Annotated in this window: 13 protein-coding genes; 8 read left to right on the top strand and 5 right to left on the bottom strand. The window is 73.8% G+C overall.

What is annotated here, in order from left to right; genetic code table 11:
* Positions 1 to 2 precede the first annotated feature (2 nt).
* From ACWDBB_RS01080 to ACWDBB_RS01070, 3 genes are read right to left on the bottom strand one after another with little or no spacing between them, the layout of a single operon-like run.
* The gene (locus ACWDBB_RS01080) at positions 3 to 338 is read right to left on the bottom strand and encodes a DUF2252 family protein (RefSeq protein WP_449787767.1); all 336 of its coding nucleotides are present in this window, start codon (positions 336 to 338) and stop codon (positions 3 to 5) included.
* Positions 335 to 1747, bottom strand: coding sequence for an MFS transporter (locus ACWDBB_RS01075; protein ID WP_449787608.1), 1413 nt, complete (start codon positions 1745 to 1747; stop codon positions 335 to 337). The genes ACWDBB_RS01080 and ACWDBB_RS01075 overlap by 4 nt, the downstream gene beginning before the upstream one ends.
* Before the next feature lie 12 nt (positions 1748 to 1759).
* Positions 1760 to 3589 (bottom strand): glycoside hydrolase family 15 protein, encoded by a 1830-nt coding sequence (locus ACWDBB_RS01070; protein ID WP_449787607.1) that lies wholly within the window; start codon positions 3587 to 3589, stop codon positions 1760 to 1762.
* 267 nt (positions 3590 to 3856) lie between these two features.
* Here ACWDBB_RS01070 and ACWDBB_RS01065 point away from each other — a divergent pair, with 267 nt between their 5' ends.
* Positions 3857 to 4378 (top strand): hypothetical protein, encoded by a 522-nt coding sequence (locus tag ACWDBB_RS01065; protein WP_449787606.1) that lies wholly within the window; start codon positions 3857 to 3859, stop codon positions 4376 to 4378.
* A 54-nt stretch (positions 4379 to 4432) separates the two neighbouring features.
* On the opposite strand, the gene ACWDBB_RS01060 is transcribed toward ACWDBB_RS01065, so the two are convergent.
* Together ACWDBB_RS01060 and ACWDBB_RS01055 are read right to left on the bottom strand one after the other, a co-directional pair.
* The gene (locus ACWDBB_RS01060; protein ID WP_449787605.1) at positions 4433 to 4720 is read right to left on the bottom strand and encodes an SHOCT domain-containing protein; all 288 of its coding nucleotides are present in this window, start codon (positions 4718 to 4720) and stop codon (positions 4433 to 4435) included.
* A 21-nt stretch (positions 4721 to 4741) separates the two neighbouring features.
* The gene (locus ACWDBB_RS01055) at positions 4742 to 5260 is read right to left on the bottom strand and encodes a DUF6325 family protein (protein ID WP_449787604.1); all 519 of its coding nucleotides are present in this window, start codon (positions 5258 to 5260) and stop codon (positions 4742 to 4744) included.
* A 471-nt stretch (positions 5261 to 5731) separates the two neighbouring features.
* Here ACWDBB_RS01055 and ACWDBB_RS01050 point away from each other — a divergent pair, with 471 nt between their 5' ends.
* The 7 genes from ACWDBB_RS01050 to ACWDBB_RS01020 all read left to right on the top strand — a co-directional run bounded on the left by ACWDBB_RS01050 (position 5732) and on the right by ACWDBB_RS01020 (position 13682).
* Entirely contained in the window at positions 5732 to 6943 is a 1212-nt protein-coding gene (locus tag ACWDBB_RS01050) for a hypothetical protein (protein ID WP_449787603.1), read from the top strand.
* Positions 6944 to 7107: 164 nt separating this feature from the next.
* Positions 7108 to 7542 carry a DUF7144 family membrane protein gene (locus ACWDBB_RS01045; RefSeq protein ID WP_449787602.1) on the top strand — a complete coding sequence of 145 codons (435 nt, stop codon included), beginning with the start codon at positions 7108 to 7110 and terminating at the stop codon, positions 7540 to 7542.
* Between the two features lie 408 nt (positions 7543 to 7950).
* On the top strand, positions 7951 to 9225 hold the full coding sequence (locus ACWDBB_RS01040; RefSeq protein ID WP_449787601.1) for a helix-turn-helix domain-containing protein: 1275 nt from the start codon (positions 7951 to 7953) through the stop codon (positions 9223 to 9225).
* A gap of 210 nt (positions 9226 to 9435) precedes the next feature.
* Complete coding sequence (locus ACWDBB_RS01035) at positions 9436 to 9879, top strand: cobalamin B12-binding domain-containing protein (protein ID WP_449787600.1); 444 nt, start codon at positions 9436 to 9438, stop codon at positions 9877 to 9879.
* Positions 9880 to 9965: 86 nt separating this feature from the next.
* Positions 9966 to 11282 carry a methylaspartate mutase gene (locus ACWDBB_RS01030; RefSeq protein WP_449787599.1) on the top strand — a complete coding sequence of 439 codons (1317 nt, stop codon included), beginning with the start codon at positions 9966 to 9968 and terminating at the stop codon, positions 11280 to 11282.
* Between the two features lie 112 nt (positions 11283 to 11394).
* Positions 11395 to 12387, top strand: coding sequence for an asparagine synthetase A (locus ACWDBB_RS01025; RefSeq protein ID WP_449787598.1), 993 nt, complete (start codon positions 11395 to 11397; stop codon positions 12385 to 12387).
* Positions 12384 to 13682, top strand: coding sequence for a glutamate synthase-related protein (locus ACWDBB_RS01020; RefSeq protein WP_449787597.1), 1299 nt, complete (start codon positions 12384 to 12386; stop codon positions 13680 to 13682). Before ACWDBB_RS01025 ends, ACWDBB_RS01020 begins: the two co-directional genes overlap by 4 nt.
* The last annotated feature ends 86 nt before the right edge of the window (positions 13683 to 13768 follow it).

The raw sequence follows: 13768 nt of genomic DNA, 5'->3' as shown, positions 1-13768 counted from the left end.
GCTCACACGCCGGGCCGCGCGCTGATCCGGCCGTTGTCGATCGCGGCGGTGAGCGCGGCGTGGTCGGCGTCGGTCCGGTCGGCGTAGGCGACGGCGAAGTCGGCGATGGCGCGGTCGAAGACGTCGCCGGAGCCGAGGTACGCGGTGATGGCGACGCGGTCCCCGGTACGCGCGTGCCCGTGCGCGAGGGTGCTGCCGCACAGCTCGGCGTACCGGTCCAGCAGGTCCACCGGCATGCCGTCGACGACGGCGGAGCCCTTCATGTCGCGCAGTTGGCGCCAGTAGAACTCGGGGCCGCCGGGGCCGGTGGAACCTTCGGGGGCCTCCTTCTGGTTCAGCGGCCTGGGCCGGTTGCGGGGGTGCCCGCCGCGCCGGGCCGGTCGTGCGGCAGGAACAGCGCCGCGCAGAGTCCGGCCAGGCCGCAGAGGGCGAGGACGGCCATGGCCGCCGCGTAGCCGTTGCGAGTGAGCTCCGAGACCAGGATGGTTCCGGCGATCGCGGTGCCCAGCGAGGAGCCGAGGTTGGAGATGCTGCGGGAGAGGCCGGAGATCTCGCCCTGACGGCTGTCGGGGAAGGCGGACTGCACGATGTTGACCGAGGGCGTGAGCATCAGGCCGATGCCCAGCCCGATCAGCAGCAGGCCGGGGGTGAACGCCCAGACGTCGTCGACGGCGCGGACCAGGAGCAGCAGCACGGCGATGCCGACGGTGGTGAGCGCGAAGCCGGCGAGGACCAGGGTGCGCTGGGAGCGGCGCTCGGCCAGGCGCTCGGCGGCGAGCGAGGTGGCGAGCAGGCCGAGGGTGGCGGCGGTGAAGACGCCTCCGGTGGCGATGGCGCTGTAGCCGCGCACGACCTGGAGGTAGGCGCCGACGGTGAACGAGACGCCCATCAGGACGAGCCACTGGGCGTTCTGGGTGATGAGGCCCAGGTCGGAGGTGCGGTTGTGGAACAGGCTGGTGGCCAGCAGCGGTTCGCGTCCGGCGCGTTCCAGCCGGCGGATCCAGCGGAAGAAGCCGGCCAGCACGGCGGCGCCGGCGAGCAGCAGCGCGATCATCAGCCAGGTGTTGTTGTCGGCGGCGAGGATGCCGGTGACCAGCAGGACCAGCCCGGCGGCGGACAGGACGGCGCCGACGGTGTCGAACGGCCGGTCCGGGTCGGCGGGGAGCGGGTCCTCCAGCTTGCGGGTGAGGAAGAGGACCAGGGCCACGATCACGGCCTGGAAGGCGAAGTTGGCCCGCCAGTCGATGGCCGTGGTGAGCAGGCCGCCGAGGAGCGGTCCGGCCGCGGCGCCGATGCCGCCGAGAGCCATGATGGCGCCGAAGGCGCGGGCCCGGGCGGCCGTACCGGTGAACAGCAGGGTTGTCAGGATGTAGACCGGGGGGATCAGCAGGGCGGTGCCCACGCCCTCCAGCACGGAGTTGCCCAGGATGAGGACGCCGAGCCCCGGGGCGGCCGCGCTGAGCACGGCGCCGACGCCGTAGACGGTGAGACCGGCCATCAGGCAGCGCTTGCGGCCCCAGCGGTCGGTGAGTTTGCCGCCGGGGATCATCAGGGCGGCCATCACCAGCAGGAAGACGGTGATGGCGACCTGGACGCCCTGGACGGTGGTGTCCAGGTCCCGGCTGATGTCGTTGATCATCACGTTCATGCTGGAGCCGGCGAAGCTGCAGATGAACTGGGCCAGCGCCAGCGGCACCAGCACCTTGCGTCCGGCCGCGGTGGGGGCGGTGGCGACGGTGGAGGTCATCGCGTGTCCCCTTCAGGAGGTCCCGCGGCGGTCGAGTTCCTCGTCGAGGGCGAGCGCCGCGTCGATCAGTGCGAGGTGGGTGAACGCCTGGGGGAAGTTGCCCAGTTGCTCGCCGGAGGGGCCGATCTCCTCGGCGAACAGGCCGACGTGGTTGGCGTAGGTGAGCATCTTGTCGAACGCGTAGCGGGCCTGGGCGATCCGGCCGGCCCGGGCCAGGGCCTCGACGTAGAGGAACGTGCAGAGGTTGAAGGTGCCCTCGGAGCCCTTCAGGCCGTCGGGGGAGGCAGCGGGGTCGTAGCGGTAGACCAGGCTGTCCTGGACCAGTTCCCGGTCCATCGCGTCGAGGGTGGACAGCCAGGCCGGGTCGGTGGGGGAGAGGAATCCGACCTTGGGCATCAGCAGCAGCGAGGCGTCCAGGACGTCGGTGCCGTAGTGCTGGGTGAAGGCCTCGCGTTCGGGGCTCCAGCCGCGTTGCACGATCTGGCGCAGGATGTCGTCGCGCTCCGAGCTCCAGCGGTCGACGTCCGCGGGGCGGGCGAACCGGAGGGCGAGCCGGATGGCGCGGTCGAAGGCGACCCAGCACATCAGGCGGCTGTAGGTGAAGTCCTGGCGTCCGCCGCGCGTCTCCCAGATGCCCTCGTCCGGGCGGTCCCACTGTTCGGTCAGCCAGTCCAGGAGCCCGCGGAACGCGGTCCAGCCGCGCAGCGCCCCCATGTCGCTCTCATCGGCGGCGAACGCGTAGGCGGCCTCGCCGTAGATGTCGAGCTGGAGCTGGTCGGCGGCGGCGTTCCCGGCGCGCACCGGGGAGGAGCGGCGGTAGCCCTCCCACTGGGTGAGGGACTCCTCGGTCAGGTGGGGGTCGCCGTCGACGCGGTACATGATCTGGAGCCGTTCGCCCCCGGAACCGGCGGCCTCGATCCGCTCCCGCACCCAGCGGCGGAAGGCGCGCGCCTCGTCGTTGAAGCCGAGGCTGATGAGGGTGTGCACGGAGAGCGAGGCGTCCCTGATCCAGGTGTAGCGGTAGTCCCAGTTCCGCTCCCCGCCGATCTGCTCCGGCAGCCCCATCGTCGCGGCGGCGATCAGCGCACCGGTCGGGTGGTAGCTGAGCAGCTTGAGCGTGATCGCCGAGCGGTCCACGATCTGGCGCCAACGTCCTTGGTAGGTCGATGACTTGAGCCATCCGTACCAGAACTTCCGGCAGGCCTCGAAGGCGGCGGCGTGCTCCGCCGCGGTGGGCGCGGCGGCAGGGGTGGCGTCCGGCGGCTGGGTCGTGAGCAGTACGGTGGCCGACTCGCCCGCGGCCAGGGTGAACGCCGCGGTCACGTCGGAGCCGTCGGGGCCGAGCGCGACGGGACCGGTGGTCTGCACGCACAGCTCCTGCTCCGGGCCCCGGAGCAGCGCGCAGTGTTCGTCCAGGAGGGTGAGCCCGTGAGGGGCCCGGCCGTAGTCGAAGCGCGGTCGGCACTCCAGCAGGAACGGCACCCGTCCGCGCACCACCCGGGCCGTGCGGACGATCCGGTGCCGGTCGCTCGGGGCCGAGGAGGTGTCGGGGAGCATGAAGTCGACGACCTCCGCCACCCCCTGCGGGGCGAGGAACCGGGTGACCAGAATGGCCGTGTCCGCGAGGTAGAGCTGTTTCACCTGCACGTCGGGCACCGCGTCCCGGTCGACGGCCAGCCTGCAGCGGCCGCCCTGGGCGTGGTCCAGCAGGGAGGCGAACAGGCTCGGGGAGTCGAAGCGGGGGGTGCACCACCAGTCGATGTCACCGCTGGTGGACACGAGCGCGGCGGTCTGCAGGTCGCCGATGATCCCGTGCTCGGCGATCGGAGGGTAGGGGCTCACGCGGACTCCTCGTGGACTCCTCGGTGGACGGCGAGGGGAACGACTTTCGCGGACGGCGGGGGAAACGACCTCCGCGGACGGCGGGGGAAACGACCTTTCCCCACGCTACGAGCGTCGGCCGGACTCCGGATCACCCGGCGTGGGTGACCGCGCCGACGCGCCGGAACCCGGAACGCGGGCGATGATGGCCGCAACGGGCCCATCGGACGTGGGACCCGGTCGTGGGACCCATCGGACGTGTTCGAGGGGATGACGGGAGCAGGCGTCATGACCACCTCGCGCAGTCGTACCCCTGCCCCGGGCGAACCGGCCCCGGCCGGAATCCGGCCCCGGACCGACTACGCCGGCGCGGTGTACGGTTCGATGCTCGCCGCCTCCGTGATCGCGGCCGCCAGCCTCAACGAACCGCACCCCAGGCTGTCGCTCATCCTGCTGCTGGTGATCACCGGGTTGGTGTTCTGGGCCGCCCACGTCTACGCGCGCGTGGCCGGAGAGCGTGAGGCCGGCCGGCAGGTCACCCGGCGCCAGGTGCGCGAGGTGGGCCGGCACGAGTGGCCGCTCGTCGAGGCGTCGGCGCTGCCCGCCCTGGCGGTGCTGGTCAGCCCGTGGCTGGGGGCGGGGGAGAACGCCTGGCTCGCCCTCGGCGTCGCCGTGGCGCAGCAGGTGGCCTGGGCGGCGCTGGGCGCCCGCCGGGCGGGCGCCGCACCGGGCCAGATCGCTGCCGAGGGGGCGGTCAACCTGCTGCTGGGTCTGGTGATCGTGGCGGCCAAGGTCGCGGTGGGGCACTGAACCACCCTCTGCGGGTGACCGCCGGTGTGCCGAGGGCGCTGTGCGCGGACGGTGCTATGCGGCGAGGAGCCGCTGCTTCTGTGCGGTGAACTCCTCCTCGGTGAGGACACCCTGGTCCCGCAGCTGCGCCAACTGCTGCAGCTGGGCGATCTTCTGGTCCATGCCCGCCGGGGCGGGCGCGGCAGGAGCGGCGGGAGCCGGTGGCGGGGGCGGCGCGGGTTCGGCCACCACGTCCTGTTGGGCCCAGCGGCCCGCCTGGCGACGGGACACCCGGTTGGACACGGCGGTCGCCGTGCCGGCGACGACGGCGGTGCGCGCGACACCGCGCAGCAGACCTGGCATGGTTCGTTCTCCTCTCGGCGGTCACCCGGTGGCGGACGTTCCGGAGCCGGAGCCGGAGCCGTCCGACGCGTCCGTCCCGTCGTTCCCGTCGTTTCCTTCGGTACTGTCCAGCGCGTCCAGGGAGCGCAGCAGATCCTGCATCGGCACCCGGCCGCTGGCGACCACCTGGGCGCCGCCGCGGCGCAGGGCCGCGGCGAACGGCGCGGCCCAGGCGTTCTCGTAGATGAGCACGCCGGCCGAGTTGCCGGGCTCGATGACCCCGGCGGCCTCGCTCAGGTCGTCCTCGTCGAGCAGGCCCGATCCGGCGCCCTCGAAGAGGGCCAGGTCCAGTCGGCCGTCCCCGTCGAAGTCGGCGATCTCCATGCCCACGACGGTGCCGTCGGTGTCCTTGCGTACGAACGCGAAGTCCATGATGCGGATCAGACCCCGGTCCACCAGGTCGATCAGCAGTGGGAGTGCTTCGCCGGTCATCCGGTTGCCGGGGAACTCGACCACCAGGTAGTCGATGGGCCCGGTCTCGGCGAGGACGTCCTCGGTCATGGTGGTGTTCCCTTCCACGTGGAGTCCCTCGCCCGGCCCGTCGGGTCGGTCCGTTCGGTCCGCCGGGCAGGGCGCTGCTTCCGACGCTAGGGGCCGCCGCCGGGTCCGCGGATCACCTGCCCGGGGTGAGGAACGGCCCGGTGTCGGGTGCGTTCCGGGCCGGCCGGCCCGGAACGCACCTCGTCCGGGCGGCCCAGCCCGGCGTGCCGGGCGGGGAGCGTTGCGGTGTGAATGGTGTCCAGCGGTGCCATGGCCGCGTGGCGAGTGCCGGGAGAGCCGTTGAACGGACCGAGTGAACCCCAGCCGTCCGAGCCCCAGCCGTCCGAGCGTCCGACGGGCGGGCCCCAGCCGTCCGGGCCCCTGCCAGGCGAGCCCCCGGCGTCCGGGCCCCCGCCAGGGGACGGGCCTCCGACAGGCGGCGGCAGCGCCCCCGCGGGGCCCGGGCACCGCCCCCGGGCGGGCCGGATCGTCATGAGCACCGTGTCGGCCGTGCTGATCACGCTGACCTGCGTCCTGGTGCCGGTCTCGCTGCTCACCGTCTGGTTGCACGACATCGCGCTGGACACCGACCGGTACGTCAGCACGGTCGCGCCTCTGGCGAGGAACCCCGCGGTCCAGGACGCCGCGGTCCACCGGATCACCGAGGCGGTGGACGTGAGGGTGAACGGCCCGGAGGTCGCCTCCGATCTGGCCGGCTGGCTGCAGTCGCAGGGGCTGCCGCCCCGGGCCGCGTCCGCCGTCAAGTCGCTGGGGCCCAAGATCGACGACGCGGTGGACCAGGTGGTCACCGCGGCGGCGACCAAGGTGGTGCGCAGCGACGCCTTCGACACCGTCTGGACCCAGGCGAACCGTGCCGCCCACGCGGCCGTGGTCCACGCCCTGACCGGACACGGCCGCGGCGCCGTCGAGGTCGGCGACGGCACGGTCACCCTCGACGTCGGCAAGGCCGTGGACCAGCTGAAGCAGGATCTGGTGGCCGCGGGCCTGACCCCGGCCGAGAAGATCCCGGAAGTGAACAAGCAGATGGTGCTGTTCCAGTCCGACGAGCTGGCCGAGGCCCGCGGTGCCGCGCACGCGCTGGACGTGCTGGGCAACTGGCTGCCGGTGATCACCGTGCTGCTCGGCCTGGTCGGCGTCCTGCTGGCGCGGCGCCGGCGCCGCGCCCTGGTGGCCACGGCGCTCGGAGCGGCCGGGGCCAGTCTGCTGGTGGCGATCGCCCTGGTGGTCGCCAGGCACTACTACCTGGACCACCTGCCGCCCGCCGTCCAGTCCCCGGACGCCGCGGCCGCGATCTTCGACACGCTGGTGAGGTTCCTGCGGGTCAGTCTGCGTACCGCGATCGTCCTGGGCGTGGTGGTGGCGCTCGGCGCCTACCTCTCAGGGGCGGGCCGCCTGCCGCGCGCCGTGCGCGGCCGGGCGGACCACGCCGCGGACTCGGTCGCCCGGTGGAGCGGTGCGCACGGCGTGCACACCGGTCGGGCCGGTACCTGGACCGACGCCCACCGCCGCTGGCTCGTCCTCGCGGCGCTGCTGATCGTCGCCCTGGTGTTCGCTCTCTGGAACCACCCGACGGTGCTGACCGTGCTGCTGCTCGCCCTCGTGCTCCTCGCCGTCCTCGCCGTGCTGGCGCTGCTCGCCGCCTCCGGACGGGTCGGGGCCGGGAGTCCGCGGGACGAGGACTGAGGGAACCCCACGTGGTCGTACGGGGCGGCGGGCACGCTCCGCAGCCGCCGCCGGATCCGTGCGAACGACAGGACCGGGATCCGGCTCTACCGTGAACGTAGGACTTCTGTTCCACCCTCCCGCCCACCGCGGCCCGCGAGGCGGTTGCCATCGAAGGAGTCACCATGACCAGCAGCGTCAGTGGAGTCGGCAGTAGCCAGATTCCCCAGCCCCAGCGGCATCCCTATGCGTCCGGATGGACCATCTTCGCCGGGGTCATGCTGATCACCGGCGGTCTCATGGCGGTTTTCGAGGGGATCTCCTCGATCGCCAAGGACGACCTGGTCGTCGTCACCCGCAACTACGTGTACTCGATGAACACCGCGGGGTGGGGGTGGATCCACCTGATCATCGGTGTCCTCATCGTGGTGGCGGGTGTCGCGGTCTTCAGCGGCGCCCTGTGGGCCCGCATCTTCGGTGTGGCCGTCGCCTCGCTGGGAATCATCGCCAACTTCCTGTGGCTGCCGTACTACCCGGCGTGGGCCGCCATCCTGATCGGGATCGACGCCCTGGTCATCTGGGCGCTGTGCGTCGGCGGCCTCAGGCAGGCGGCCGAGTGACCTCCCGGGACGCCTGGCGCTGATCGCGCTACCGGCCCGGATCCCGGCACCCGTCGGGGTCCGGGCCGCCGCGTGTCCGCCGGTCGCACCGGTCGCGTGCCTGCCGGGTGCCGGTCGCGCCCGCCGGGTGACCGGGCCGCCGGCGCCGCGTCGGACGTACCGAGACGGACTGTGAGGCCCGGGTGAAGGTCGTGGGTAGGGCCGGTGATCGGCCGTTGATCGGGCGTAGACGGCGAGCCTGGAGCATCGGGAACCGGAGGGAGCCGGTCGGAGGCCACAGCCTGGACACGGGTCCCGTACGGCCGGACCGCGGCCGAACGGGACCCGGCGCTGACGCCGCCACCGGTCCCGACACCAGGAGGAGTCCGGACCACGAAGGGCAGACGAGGCATGGACGGCGGGCAGTCGGTGCAAGCGGTGAGAACGGCGGCGGTCTTCGGCGAGCTGCTGCGGCTACGGCGCGAGCGGATCGGGCTGACCCAGCAGTGCCTGGCCGACCACGCGACCCTGAGCGTGCGGGCGATCCGGGACATGGAGAGCGGCCGGGTGCGCAGGCCCCGCAACGAGACCGTCCGGCTGCTCGCGGACGCCCTGCGGCTGGAGGGTCGCAGCCGGGCCGACTTCGAGGAGGCCGCCCGCCGGCACCCGCTCGCCGACGAGCCGGTGGTCGCGCCGGCCGCCCCGCCGGTGGCGCGCGGGGCGATCGTCGGCCGGGAGATGGAGGCCGAGGTGCTGGCCGACGCCTTCGCCGTGCACGGCGACCGGCTGGTCTCGCTGGTGGGCCTCGGCGGAGTGGGCAAGACCCGGCTCGCCCTGGAGGTCGCCCGCCGGCTGTATCTGGCCGTCCGCTGGTCGGTGCGCTGGGTGGACTGCGGCGGCGGCCCGAACCCCTGGCGCGCGCCGCTGGACGACCTCGTCCGCGACCTCGGCGACCGGCCCGCCCTGCTGGTCCTGGACGGCGCCGACGGTGGGGTGGACGCCGGGCAGCTGGACGGGCTGTTCCACCACTGCCCCGGGCTGCGGGTGCTGATCACCGCCCGGCAGGCCAGGCCGCTGCCCGGCGGCCAGGTCATCCCGCTCGCGCCGCTGCCCGTCCCGGCTCCCGAACTCGACGCCGAGCCGGAGGCGTTGGCGCAGGTCGGAGCCGTCCGGCTGCTGCTCTCGCACCTGTGCCGGCTGCGCCCCGGCTACACCCTGGAGCGCTCCGAGGCACCCGCCGTCGCGGAGCTCTGCCGCCGCCTCGACGGCCTGCCCGGCGCGTTGGAGCGGGCGGCGGGGTGGGCGCTGGTGCAGTCCACCGCCCAGCTGGTGGCCCGGCTGGGGGCGGTCCCGTTCACCCTGGCCGCGCCGCCGGTGGTGTTCGGCGCGCGCGGTGACCTGCGGGACGAGGTGGAGCCCGCGATCCGGTGCCTGACTGACCGTCAGCGCGCTCTGCTGGAGGTACTGGTGGACGAACCGGGGGAGTGGTCGGGGGAGGACGCGGTGGTCCGCAGCGGCTGGGCGCTGCAGACCTGCCTCGCCACGGTGCACGAACTGCTGTCGCGCGGGCTGATCCGCAGCGTGCCCGCCCGGGACGGCGTGCGCTTCACGGTGCTCAACCTGTGCCGGCGCCTCGTCCGGGAGGAGCCCGGGGTCCGGCTCGGGTCGGGAGGGGACGTCCCGCTGCTGGCCGTCGCGGGCTGACCGTCGGGGCCGGCTGTCGCCGGCCGACCGCGACGCGTCGGCAGGCTGCCGACTCCGCCGACTCTGCCCACTGCGCCGATTCTGCCGCTTAATGCCGCAGGAGCTGCCGCTTGCCCGGCCCGATCGTTCCTAGCGTTCTCCGTGGGGCCGGACCACCGCGAGGAGCGCGCCGGAACGCCATCGACGATCTCTACCGATGAGGGCTGAGTTGTGGAGCACGGGAACGCCGAACAGAACGGTCTGGCCGTCGTCGTGACGACGACCGCCTCGGATTCGCACACCTGGAACCTGGTGTTCCTCCAGGTCCTGCTGGAGGAGATGGGCCACCGGGTGACGAATCTGGGCGCCTGTGTCCCGGACGCGCTGCTGCTCTCCGAATGCCGCCGGATCGAACCGGACCTGATCGTGATCAGCAGCGTCAACGGGCACGGCCACCAGGAGGGCCTGCGGGTGATCGAGGCCCTCCGTGCCTGCCCGGAGCTGCGGCGCACCCCGACCGTCATCGGCGGCAAGCTCGGCATCGCCGGAGCCGATGACCCGGACCGCGAGGGGGAGTTGCTGGCGGCCGGCTTCGACGCGGTCTTCGAGGAGGGCGCGGCGGTGGCCGGGTTCCGCGAGTTCGTCGCCGGGCTGCACTCCGGGGCCCTGCTGTGACGCGGCCGCTGGCGACCGGCCCTGCTGTGGCGGGGCCGCTGGCGACCGGCCCTGCTGTGACGGGGCCGCGTGCGATCGGCCCTGTCGTGGCGGTCCCGGCCCGGGCGGGCTTCGGCGCCTTCGTGGCGCAGGCCGCCGAGGTCGGCGCCCTGGTGGTCCAGCCCCGGATGGGCATGGCGGAGGCGGCCCGGATGCGGGCGGGCCTGCTGGCCACCCGGGACGCGGCCGCCGTCACCGTCGGCACCATCACCCTGGACAGCTACACCCGCACCGGCGACCTCGCGGCCGCGCGACGCGCCCTGGCCGCCGGGGCGGGTCTCAACGGCTACCCGATCGCCACCCACCCGGTCGACGTCACCCGGGAGGTGCTGCGCGGGGTGGCGGACGCGGGCTTCCCGGTGCAGGTCCGGCACGGCTCGGCCGCCCCGGAGCGGATCTTCCGCGCACTGCTGGCGGCAGGCCTGGACGCCACCGAGGGCGGGCCGGTCTCCTACTGTCTGCCGTACGGCCGCACCCCGCTCCACGAGTCGGTCGCCCGCTGGCGAACCAGCTGCGAACTCCTGGCGTCCACCAGGGAGTTCGGCGCCGAGCCGCACCTGGAGACCTTCGGCGGCTGCCTGATGGGCCAGCTCTGCCCGCCCTCGCTGCTGATCGCCGTCAGCGTGCTGGAGGCGCTGTTCTTCCGGGCGCACGGACTGCGCAGCATCTCGCTCAGCTACGCCCAGCAGGCCAACGCCCGCCAGGACGAGGAGGCGCTCGCCGCGCTCGGCCGGATCGCGGGGGAACTGCTCGCGGACGTCGAATGGCACCTCGTGGTGTACGCGTACATGGGCGTGTACCCGCGCTCGCCCGGCGGCGCGCGGCTGCTGCTGGAGGACGCGGCGCGGCTCTCGGTGCGCGGCGGCGCGGCCCGGCTGATCGTCAAGACCACGGCCGAGGCGCACCGGATCCCGACCGTCGCCGAGAACGTCCGGGCGCTGGAGGCGGCCGCCGCGGCCGCCACGGCGGAACGGGTCCGCCCGCGGCCCGCCGCGCCACCGGACACCGGGATCGAGGCCGAGGCCAGGGCGCTGATCGGGGCGGTACTCGACCTGGACGCCGACGTCGGGCGCGCCCTGGTGCGGGCCTTCGCGGCCGGCTACCTGGACGTGCCGTACTGCCTCCACCCCGACAACGCCGGGCGGACGCGCAGCTCGCTGGGCCCGGACGGGCGGCTGCACTGGTCCGCGGTCGGCTCGATGCCGATCGCGGGACTCGGCGAGCGCGGCCGGACGCCGATCCTCGGCTCGGCCGGGCTGCTGGCCGCCCTCTCCCACGTCCAGCGCGGCTACGACGGCCGGGCCGAGTACGCGGCCGCGGCGGCGTCCGCGTCCGCTGCCCGTGGCCTGCCCGTGGCGCGCTGACCCTCCCGACCGGGCCCGCGCCGCCGCCGCTCCAGGTCGAACTGCCATACGCCCGATACCACTTCACGCCGAACGAGCACGGACACTCCCCGAGAGAAGAGGACCCCCGGCCATGCCCGACGCCACGCCCCTGCCCCCGACCGATCCGGGCCGCCACCTGACCGCACCGGCCACCCGTAGCGCGCTCCGGATCCAGCAGCAACTGCTCACCTCCGCCCGTGAGTTCCTGCGCGGCCGGGGCTTCACCGAGCTGCTGCCGCCGATCATCGGCCCGGTCACCGACCCCGGCGCGCGCGGCTCCAAGCAGGTGGACATCGACTACTACGGCCACCGCTACAAGCTGATGACCAGCGCGATCCTGTACAAGCAGGCCTCGCTGCTCGCCTTCGACAAGATCTTCTGCATCGCCCCGAACGTCCGGCTGGAGCCGCTGGAGACCGCCGGGACGAGCCGGCACCTGGCCGAGTTCCACCAGCTGGACGTGGAGGTCGCCGGCGCGAGCCGGGACGACGTCGTCCAGCTGGCCGAGGACCTGGTGGTGCACATGGTCGACGGCGTGCTGCGCGAGCTGCCCAAGGAGTTCGCCGAACTCGGCCGGGACCCGCAGGCGTTCGCCGAACTCCTGAAGGGCTCCTTCGGCCGGATCCGGCACGCCGAGGCGGTCGCCGAACTGCGCGGCATCGGACACCCGCAGAGCCCGGAGGCCGAACTCGACTGGGAGGGCGAGGCGTTGCTGTCCGCCCGGCGCGACCGGCCGTTCTTCGTCACCGACTATCCGAAGGGCTCGCGCGGCTTCTACGACCGCGAACACCCCCAGGACCCGGGCCTGCTGCGGAACTTCGACCTGCTCGTGCCCGAGGGCTACGGCGAGCTGTGCAGCGGCAGCCAGCGGACCAACGACTACGCGGAGATCATCACCCGGATGCGGGAGACCGGCGAGAACCCGCAGAAGTACCGCTGGTACCTGGACCTGGTGCGCGAGGGCGTGCCGGCCAGCGCGGGCTTCGGCATCGGGGTCGAGCGGCTCACCCGGTACGTCGCCGGGCTGGACGCCGTCTGGCAGGCCAGTGCGTTCCCGAAGCTCGCCGGGGTGGTGTCACCGTGAGGGAGCGCTGGGGGCACCCCCGGCCGGAGGCTGGGGGAGAGCTCACCGCACCCGGGTTCCCGGAGGAGGAGGTCCGGCGTCGGGCCCGCGTCGGGGCGGCCGCCGCGTTCCCGCCTGCCGAGGAGTACGGGCACGTGCTGTTCGGTGCCGGCGGGCCCGGGGAAGCGGCGTCCGCCGACGCCCTGGACGCTCTGCGGATCGTCCCGCCGCTGTTCCTGCCGCAGCGGCTCGCCAAGCTGATCGACCTCGGCCGCGAGCCCGACTACCGGGACGTCGAACTCGCCACCACCATCGGCGCGTTCGCCTCGGCAATGCCGGTGTACGTCTCCGCGACCGGATCCACCCGGGCGGCCGGCGGCGACCTCGGGCTGGCCCTGAGCCGGCAGGCCGGGGCGCTCGGGATCCCGATGGTGATCGGCGAGAACGTGGTGCCGGTCAACGGCTACGGCCGGCTCGGCGAGGCCGCCGACCGTACGCTGCTCGGCCGGCTGCGCGCCTACGCCGAGGAACTGCCGGACGGGCTCGGCGGCGTGGCCGTCCAGCAGAGCACCGAGGACGCCGACGCCGAGGTGTGGAACCTCGTCCACAGCGATCCGGCGGCCCTGCCGCTGCTCGAGTCCGGGCGACTGGCCTTCGAGTTGAAGGTCGGCCAGGGCGCCAAGCCGGGGCTCGGCGGGATGACCGTGCTGGACGCGGACGCCGCCGCCGCGCTCGGCGACCGCTTCGGTCTTGACCCGCTGTTCGGCGACGGCCGGGTGCTGCGCGCCGCCACCCCGGGCACCTTCACCGCGGAGATCCTGCGCCAGCAGATCCGGCTGATGCGCAACAACTACCCGCGGGTGCGGATCTGGGTGAAGCTCTACCCCGGCCGGGACGTGGCCGAGGCCGCCCGGGTGGCGCACGAGGCCGGAGCGGACGCCGTCGTGGTGGACGGCGCGGAGGGCGGCACCGGCTGGGCGCCGGGGGTGTTCCTGCCGCATGTCGGTCTGCCGCTCGCGGAGTGCCTGCGCCGGCTGGCGGACGCGCCGCCGCCCTCCCTGCTGGTCTCCGGGCGGATCTGGGAAGGCGCCCGGGCGGTCAAGAGCCTGGCGCTGGGGGCCCGCGCGGTGGGCCTCGGCCGGGCGGCGCTGCTCGCCGTCGCCGAGGACCGGGAATCCGGGCTCCGCCGTTTCGTGGAATGCCTGGCGCTGGAGCTCCGGCTGCTGATCAGTTCGCTCGGGAAGTACACTCCCGAGGCCCTGGGCCGGGAAGATGTCTGGTCCCCGGGGAATTCCTTCGCCGTCTCCGGCCGGTAGCCCTGGCCTGCTCGGGAAGCGGCTGGTGAAACTGCCGATTTCCTTCCGCTCGTTCTGCCGATAGGGCCGTCGAATTCCCCCTATCG

It is taken from the genome of Kitasatospora sp. NPDC001095, from assembly GCF_053598615.1.
The sequence above is the reverse complement of the archived record's forward strand: the minus strand, read 5'-3'. Positions and strand labels throughout refer to the sequence as shown.

Coding starts and splice junctions, on each gene's coding strand:
- ACWDBB_RS01075 (WP_449787608.1), bottom strand. CDS start 1,747: ATGACCTCCACCGTCGCCACCGCCCCCACCGCGGCCGGACGCAAGGTG.
- ACWDBB_RS01065 (WP_449787606.1), top strand. CDS start 3,857: ATGACCACCTCGCGCAGTCGTACCCCTGCCCCGGGCGAACCGGCCCCG.
- ACWDBB_RS01060 (WP_449787605.1), bottom strand. CDS start 4,720: ATGCCAGGTCTGCTGCGCGGTGTCGCGCGCACCGCCGTCGTCGCCGGC.
- ACWDBB_RS01055 (WP_449787604.1), bottom strand. CDS start 5,260: ATGACCGAGGACGTCCTCGCCGAGACCGGGCCCATCGACTACCTGGTG.
- ACWDBB_RS01050 (WP_449787603.1), top strand. CDS start 5,732: ATGAGCACCGTGTCGGCCGTGCTGATCACGCTGACCTGCGTCCTGGTG.
- ACWDBB_RS01045 (WP_449787602.1), top strand. CDS start 7,108: ATGACCAGCAGCGTCAGTGGAGTCGGCAGTAGCCAGATTCCCCAGCCC.
- ACWDBB_RS01025 (WP_449787598.1), top strand. CDS start 11,395: ATGCCCGACGCCACGCCCCTGCCCCCGACCGATCCGGGCCGCCACCTG.